This is a genomic window from Hydrogenophaga sp. (assembly GCF_041913525.1).
Taxonomy (GTDB): domain Bacteria; phylum Pseudomonadota; class Gammaproteobacteria; order Burkholderiales; family Burkholderiaceae_C; genus Hydrogenophaga.
Map to the genome: position 1 here is coordinate 23,153 of NZ_JAYSFD010000022.1, position 7,339 is coordinate 30,491.

Sequence of the window (7,339 nt, forward strand, 5' to 3'; positions counted from 1 at the left end):
GGCTTTCTCAGTTCGCGACCTGGACGGGCGGGCGGCCCGCCTCACCCGAGATCAGGGATTCGCCGGGGCGCACGATGTCGAAGGACACCGGCACCATCTCCAGCGAGAGGTCTTCGCCATCGGCGCTCACGCGGGTGTAGCAACTGGTGTGCAGGTCACCCGCCTCGGGAAAATCTTCGCGGTAGTGCGCGCCGCGGCTGTTGTCGCGCGCCAGGGCAGACACCGTGATGACGCGCGAGATGTCAATCAGGCTCTCCACGTTGAGCCAGTCGTGCCAGGTGAGGTTGAAGCGGCGGTCGCCATCGGGCACGCCCATGTCGCGCAGCGCGCTGCGGTGCGAGCCCACGGTGGCCAGGCCGCGCTCCATGTCGGCGCGGTTTCGCAGCACGCCCACGTCGTCCCACATGGTTTGCGACAGTGCCTCGCGCAGATCGTGGATCGCCCCGGCCGGGCGAGAGAACGGGTACTCGGCTCGCGCCACGCCTTGTTGAATGACGCGGGCATCCGGGTCGCGCCAGCGCCCTTCCTTCGCCACGAAGGCCGCCATCGAATCGCCGGCAATGCCGCCGAACACCGTGCTGTTGGCCACGCCGTTGCCACCCAGGCGGTTGGCGCCGTGCACGCCGCCGCAGTCTTCACCGGCGGCGTACAGGCCAGGCGAGGCGGTGGAGCCGTCGATGTTGAACTCCACCCCGCCCATCAGGTAGTGGGCCGTGGGCACCACCTCCACGCGGCCGCCGGCCAGGTCAAAGCCGCAATCGCTGCAGCGGTTGACCATGCCCGGGAACGACTTGGCCACCTTCTCTGGCCCAAGGTGGCTCATCTGGATGTAGATGCCGCCCATGGGCCCGGTGCGCCCGGCGCGCATCTCGGCGTAAATGCCACGGCTCACCACGTCGCGCGTGGCGCGCTCGCCGCGGGCGTCGTAATTGGTCATGAAGCGATCGCCCTGGCCGTTGATGAGGTAACCACCCGCACCGCGCAGGCCTTCCTCCAGCACGGTGCCGGTCATGCGCGTGTTGGCGCCCCCCAGCAGACCCGTGGGGTGGAACTGCACCATCTCCATGTCGCGCACCTTCAGGCCGTAGCGCATGGCCATGGCGATGCCGTCACAGGTCTTGTCGCCCGAGGGCGTGTGGTAGCGGTACATGGTGGGGCCGCCGCCCGTGCCCAGCAGCACGGCCTTGGCCTGCACGAAGCGGTACACGCCACGGCGCATGTCGATGAACAGCACACCCGCGATGCCCGAGCCGTCGGCGGCGGGCACCAGCTCGATGGCGCGGTGCTCCTCCATCTCTTCCACGTCCAGCGCGCGCACCTGCTCCATCAGGCGGTTGATGATCTCGATGCCGGTGAGGTCGGCCTTGTGCACGGTGCGGTCAAAGCTCTGGCCGGCAAAGGCTTTCTGGTGCAGCGTGCCATCGGGGTTGCGGTCAAAGAAGCAACCGATCTCGTTCTCCAGCTCGCGCACCCGCTCGATCGCGCCCTCCACCAGGCGCCAGGCCAGGTCTTGGCGGGGCAGCCACTTGCCGCCCTCGATGGTGTCCATGAAGTGGCGCTCCACCGAATCGCCGGCCGACAAGGCCACGTTGTAGCCACCCTGCACCATGCGCGTGCAACCGCACTTGCCCAGCAGGCCCTTCACGGCCACCGTCACCTTCAGCGCGGGGTTGGCCTTCTTCGCGTGCAGCGCCGCGAACAGGCCGGCGCCCCCGGTGCCCAGGATGAGGATGTCGGTTTTGTGGTTCTCGATTTGCATTCAAACAACTCCTGCCAGGAACACCAGGCCAACAACCAGAGACACCAACACGCTCGGCACGATCCACGACAGCTTGGCATCGCGCGTCGAACTCCAGGGCAAGAGCTCCATGGCCAGCAGGCGCAGGCCAAAGCCCAGGTGCACCGACAGCAGCAGCACCAGGCCCCACTCGCCGAACTTCACGGCGGGCATCTCGGACAACTTGAGGAAACCATCCAGGCGCTGCGCGCCTTCCAGGGCCATGCCCAGCACGTAGAAGTGCACCGGCAGAAACAGGCCCAGCAGCAGGCCGGACACGCGGTGTCCGATGAAGGCCCAGTAGGCCTTGTGGCGACGTGGCGAGTTCATGCGGCCAGCCCTCCCACGGCCACCACCGCGCGCAGGCCCAGGCCCAGCAGCAGCAGCCCCAGCGCCAGCGCCACGGCACCAGCGGCGCCGCGCCCCAGGCGCAGCCACTCGATCAGGATGTTTCGCATGCCAATGGGCACGTGCACCGCCACGCACAGCACGAACAGGCCATAGAAGCCAATCCACCAGGCATTGCCCTGGGTGCGCGCCAGGATCTCCGAGGCCGTGAGCCCGCCGCGCACCGCGTACAGAATCACCGCCAGGTGGCCCAGCACCAGGGGTGCCATCAGCATCGCCGTGAGGCGCTGCAGAACGAACAAGCGTTGCTCCACGTCAGTCCCCCTTGAAGAAGCTCAGCAGCGCGTTCTTCTTCAGGCCCGCGATGCTGCCGGTGGGGCTCAGGCTCACCGGGCAATGCGTCATGCAACTGCCCTGGCTGTGGCAAGAATTGCAGCCGCTGCCCGAGGTGGCCTTGTGCAACACGCCCTTGGGGTCGGCGTGGCGCTCGTCGTTGAACAAGGTCCAGGCGCGGTTCAGCGCGGCGGGGCCCAGGTACTCCTTGTCCCAGGCCACCACGTCGCAGGCGGCGTAGCACACGCCGCAGTTGATGCACTCGATGGCCGCGTCGGCCAGCTTGCGCTTCTTGCTCTGCGGCGACACGTTGGCCGGCGGGTCGTGGCGCGTGGCCGTGCCCTTGAACTCATTGCCCGCCTTCTTCCACTTGTCGAAGAACTCGCTCATGTCCACGACCAGGTCTTTGATGCGCGGCATGTTGCGAAGCGGCTCGATGACGATGACGCCGTCTTCCTCCACGCGGCTGACGTGGGTGCGGCAGGTCCAGCGCGGCTTGCCATTGACCGTCATCGCGCAAGACCCGCACACGCCCACGCGGCAGGCGAAGCGGTACGACAAGGTGGGCTCCAGTGAGCGTTGCACCTCGGTCACCACGTCCAGCACCGTCTGGTTCTCGCGCCAGGGCACCGAGTAGGTCACGAAGTCGCCCTCGCTCTCACCACGATAGATCTTCACCGTCAGCGTGCGCTGCGGCGTGTCGGGTTGGGTTTCCATGCGTCTCCTCTTGGGAGCTGGCCATGTGGGCCAGCCACGTTTTGGGGTGTGGAGCGCAGTCTATAGATGCATTTTATTTTTATCAAGTATTTTTTGCTTTTGTTTTTCTGAAGTTAGAGGCGCACCGCCGGGTTCAGGGCAATGGGCCTTGGAACGCGCGACGCCCTAGGGCGGTCAGCCGGCGGCTGGGCCCCTCACACGTCACCGGCAATGGGAAAGTCAGGTCTCGCCGTGAGGGAGCGCAGGCTCGCTGCCCTGCGCCTTGGCCCAACCCTGGCAATGCGCCAGAAAAGCCTGCGCCGTGCTGCCCACCGGCTTGTCGCGGTGGGTGACGATGGCCAAGGTGCGGCGCATCTTGGGCAAACGAGTGGGCACCTGGGCGAGCCAGCCATAGGCCACGGCGTCTTGCACCGCGTGCCACGACAGACAACCCAGCCCCAAGCCAGAGGCCACCGCCCGCTTCACCGCCTCGTTGCTGCCCAGCTCAAGGCCGAGGGACAGGTGCCCCAGCGCCGGGATGAGGAAGCGGTCGGCCGCCTCGCGGGTACCCGAGCCGGCCTCGCGCATGATCCAGGTGGCGCGCGCCAGGCGCTCGGTCGACACGGCCCCAGCTCCCCACGCCACCCCGGGTGCGGAAACCACCACCAGCTCGTCCTCCAGCCAGTGCTCCACCTTCAGGCTAGGGTGGGTGTGCGACCCCTCGATGAAACCCACGTCGGCCTGCATGGTGGCCACCGATTCCAGCACCGCCCGGGTGTTGGCCACATCAAGCTGCACCTGGGCGCTGGGGTTCAGCCCCTTCCAGCCAGCGATCAGCGTAGGCATCAGGTACTCCCCGATGGTGAAGCTCGACGCCACCCGCAAAGGCACCACCGCCTCGCCATCGAACAGCGCCTCGATTTCCAACGCCTTGTCCAGCAAGGTGGCGGCGTGCGGCAACAGCAGGCGCCCGTTTTCGTTGAGCACCAGGCGCCGCCCCACCCGATCAAACAGCGTCACGCCCAGACTCGCCTCCAGCTCGGCCAGGGCCACGCTGGTGGCCGACTGCGAACGCGCCACCTTGTCTGCCGCGGCGCGAGTGGAGCCGGCAATGGCCGTGGCCACGAAGGTTTCGAGCTGCCGCAAGGACAGGCGAAGGCGATGGATTTTGGGCTCAGGCATGCGCGATTTCCGGGGAGTCTGGCGGTGATCGGTCCGCTGGGGACCAGGCTGCACCGCCTCGGTGATCTGCATTTTCGATCAAGCAAATTTAAATTGTTCGATTTTTTTATTCACGCAATCGACCTAGCATGGCCCGCAGAAAAAACACCAAGGAGACACGATGCAAGCAGCGCCCCGCGCCATGTGGGTACAAGCACAAACCGTCTGGCCTGGCCTGGCGCTGTGCGCCGTGGTCGGCTTGGCGGCCGGCTTTCTCTCTGAGCACTACGGCGGCCCGCAACTGCTGTACGCGCTGCTGCTGGGCATGGCACTGAACTTTTTGTCCAGCCACGAGAGCCTGGCACCGGGCATCGTGTTCACCTCCAAGACCTTGCTGCGCGTGGGCGTGGCCCTGCTGGGCGCGCGCATCACGGTGGACCAGATCGCGCAGCTCGGCTGGCAAACCGGCCTGATCGTGGCGCTCGGCGTCGTCAGCACCATCGCCTGCGGCCTGCTGCTCTCGCGCCTGCTGCGCCGCCCCGCCGACGAAGGCTGGATCTCGGGGGTGTCGGTGGCCATCTGCGGCGCCTCGGCCGCGCTGGCCATCTCTGCCGCCCTGCCGCAGACGCGCGAGAACGAGCGCCACACGCTGCTCACGGTGATGGGCGTCACGCTGCTGTCCACCATCGCCATGGTCGTGTACCCGCTGGTGCTGAACCTGCTCGACATCACCGGCGTGCCCGCCGGCATCTTCCTGGGCGCTACCATTCACGACGTGGCGCAAGTCGTGGCCGCCGGCACGATGCTGGGGCCCGAGGCGCGCGACTCGGCCACCATCGTCAAGCTGTTTCGCGTGGCCATGTTGGCCCCGGTGGTGGTGGTGATCTCCATCATCGCCAGCCGCGGCGCCAAGGCCGCGGGGTCTGGCCGTCCGCCCATCGTGCCGGGCTTTCTAGTGGGCTTTATCGCGCTCGTGGCCCTGGGCTCCTTCGGCCTCACCACCCCGGCACTCACGCAAGCCGCCACCGATGCCTCGCGAGCCCTGCTGGTGGTGGCCATCGCCGGCGCGGCCATGCGCACCCGCCTGCAAGACCTTGCGCTGGTGGGCTGGCGCCCGGTGGCCATGCTGCTGGGCGAAACGGTGTTCCTGGCCCTCCTGGTGCTGGCCGCTCTGGTCTGGCTATAAGCCTTGCGCCGACAGGTGTTGTCGGCCACCACCACCGCCGCCCCGGCCAGTCATCTTCGCACATGGCGGCAGCAGGGGCGAAGTAGCAGCGCGACCACCCGGTGGCACTGAATCGCCCTCTTCCCACCCGTTCCTCCTAGACGCCCATGGACATGAATACCTCTCCCCTGGCATTGCTGGCCGACCCCACACTGCTCAAGACCGATGCGCTGATCAACGGCGAGTGGGTGCCGGGCAGCGCCCGCTTCGACGTGCACGACCCGGCCACCGGGCAGAAGCTGGCAGATGTCGCCCTCCTGGGCAAGACCGAAGCCGAGCTGGCCATTGCCGCGGCCAACACCGCCTGGCCTGCGTGGCGCGGCAAGACCGCCAAAGACCGCAGCGTCATCCTTCGCAAGTGGTTCGACCTGTTGATGGCCAATCAGGACGACCTTGGCCGCCTGATCACCGCCGAGCAAGGCAAGCCCCTGGCCGAGGCCAAGGGCGAGGTGGCCTACGGCGCCAGCTTCATCGAGTGGTTCGCCGAAGAAGCCAAGCGAGTCAATGGCGAAACCCTGCCCCAGTTCGACAACAACCGCCGCCTGCTGGTCCTCAAGCAGCCCATCGGCGTCTGCGCGGCCATCACGCCCTGGAACTTTCCCCTGGCCATGATCACCCGCAAGGTGGCCCCGGCCCTGGCCGCGGGTTGCCCGGCGGTCATCAAGCCGGCTGAGCTGACCCCGCTGACGGCATTGGCCGTGGGCGAGTTGGCGCTTCGCGCCGGCATCCCGCCGGGTGTGCTCAACATCATCACAAGCGATGGCACGGGCAGCATCGAGGTGGGCAAGGCGCTTTGCGCGAGTGACCTGGTTCGCCACCTGTCCTTCACCGGCTCCACCGAGGTCGGGCGCATTCTCATGGCCCAATGCGCCCCCACGGTCAAGAAGATGTCGCTGGAACTGGGAGGCAACGCGCCCTTCATCGTGTTCGACGACGCCTACATCGACAGCGCCGTGGAAGGCGCATTCGCCAGCAAATACCGCAACGCCGGCCAGACCTGTGTATGCTCCAACCGCCTCTATGTGCAAGAAGGTGTGTACGACGAGTTTGTGCACAAGTTCGCCGCAAAGGTGGCCTCCGCCAAGGTGGGCAACGGCTTTGAGGCAGGCGTGAACCAGGGGCCGCTGATCGAGCCCGCCGCGGTGGACAAGGTGCAGCGCCACGTGGAAGACGCCGTAACCAAGGGCGCTCGCCTGTTGACCGGCGGCAAGCGCCTGAGCGGCCAGTTCTTTGAGCCCACGGTCGTGGCCGATGCCACCGCCGACATGCTCTGCGCGCGCGAGGAAACCTTCGGCCCCTTTGCGCCCGTGTTCAAGTTCAAGACCGAACAAGAGGCCATCGACGCCGCCAACAACACCGAGTTCGGCCTGGCCAGCTACTTCTACAGCCGCGACGTGGGCCGCATCTTCCGCGTGAGCGAGGCGCTGGAGTACGGCATGGTGGGCATCAACGTGGGCATCCTGGCCACCGAGCACGTGCCCTTCGGCGGTGTGAAGCAGTCGGGCCTGGGCCGCGAGGGCTCGCACCACGGCATGGACGACTACGTGGAGATCAAGTACCTCTGCGTAGGCGACGTTCTTACTTGATCGCACGGCCTCCACGTCAACCCAAAAGCGCGCCACTTGCCACGGCCCCACGGGCGTTGACTGCAGCGATCAGATCTCCGCACCCTGGTAAGGGAACTGATCTGAGCCGCATTGAAGGGCGTGGAGGGCGCCCTGCCCTCCTGCCCTGGCCGCCGGGTTCACACCCGCTCCAGCACCACCGCAATGCCCTGGCCCACGCCAATGCACATGGTG

Annotated in this window: 7 protein-coding genes; 2 read left to right on the top strand and 5 right to left on the bottom strand. The window is 66.9% G+C overall.

All coding sequences use genetic code 11. The features are described from left to right. Positions 1-7 precede the first annotated feature (7 nt). The 5 genes from ACE3RQ_RS18150 to ACE3RQ_RS18170 all read right to left on the bottom strand — a co-directional run bounded on the left by ACE3RQ_RS18150 (position 8) and on the right by ACE3RQ_RS18170 (position 4,336). Complete coding sequence (locus ACE3RQ_RS18150) at positions 8-1,759, bottom strand: L-aspartate oxidase (RefSeq protein WP_374523494.1); 1,752 nt, start codon at positions 1,757-1,759, stop codon at positions 8-10. After that, a complete protein-coding gene (sdhC, locus tag ACE3RQ_RS18155) occupies positions 1,760-2,107 on the bottom strand; it encodes a succinate dehydrogenase, cytochrome b556 subunit (protein ID WP_374523495.1) in 348 nt (115 codons plus the stop codon). Further along, a complete protein-coding gene (locus ACE3RQ_RS18160; RefSeq protein WP_374523496.1) occupies positions 2,104-2,439 on the bottom strand; it encodes a succinate dehydrogenase in 336 nt (111 codons plus the stop codon). Before ACE3RQ_RS18160 ends, sdhC begins: the two co-directional genes overlap by 4 nt. A gap of 1 nt (position 2,440) precedes the next feature. Beyond that, positions 2,441-3,175 (bottom strand): succinate dehydrogenase/fumarate reductase iron-sulfur subunit, encoded by a 735-nt coding sequence (locus tag ACE3RQ_RS18165; protein ID WP_374523497.1) that lies wholly within the window; start codon positions 3,173-3,175, stop codon positions 2,441-2,443. 219 nt (positions 3,176-3,394) lie between these two features. After that, the gene (locus tag ACE3RQ_RS18170; RefSeq protein ID WP_374523498.1) at positions 3,395-4,336 is read right to left on the bottom strand and encodes a LysR family transcriptional regulator; all 942 of its coding nucleotides are present in this window, start codon (positions 4,334-4,336) and stop codon (positions 3,395-3,397) included. A gap of 160 nt (positions 4,337-4,496) precedes the next feature. Here ACE3RQ_RS18170 and ACE3RQ_RS18175 point away from each other — a divergent pair, with 160 nt between their 5' ends. Both ACE3RQ_RS18175 and ACE3RQ_RS18180 read left to right on the top strand, forming a co-directional pair. Further along, positions 4,497-5,501, top strand: a complete 1,005-nt coding sequence (locus ACE3RQ_RS18175; protein ID WP_374523499.1) for a YeiH family protein — start codon at positions 4,497-4,499, stop codon at positions 5,499-5,501. Positions 5,502-5,647: 146 nt separating this feature from the next. Further along, positions 5,648-7,126 (top strand): NAD-dependent succinate-semialdehyde dehydrogenase, encoded by a 1,479-nt coding sequence (locus tag ACE3RQ_RS18180; RefSeq protein ID WP_374523500.1) that lies wholly within the window; start codon positions 5,648-5,650, stop codon positions 7,124-7,126. Positions 7,127-7,339 lie beyond the last annotated feature (213 nt).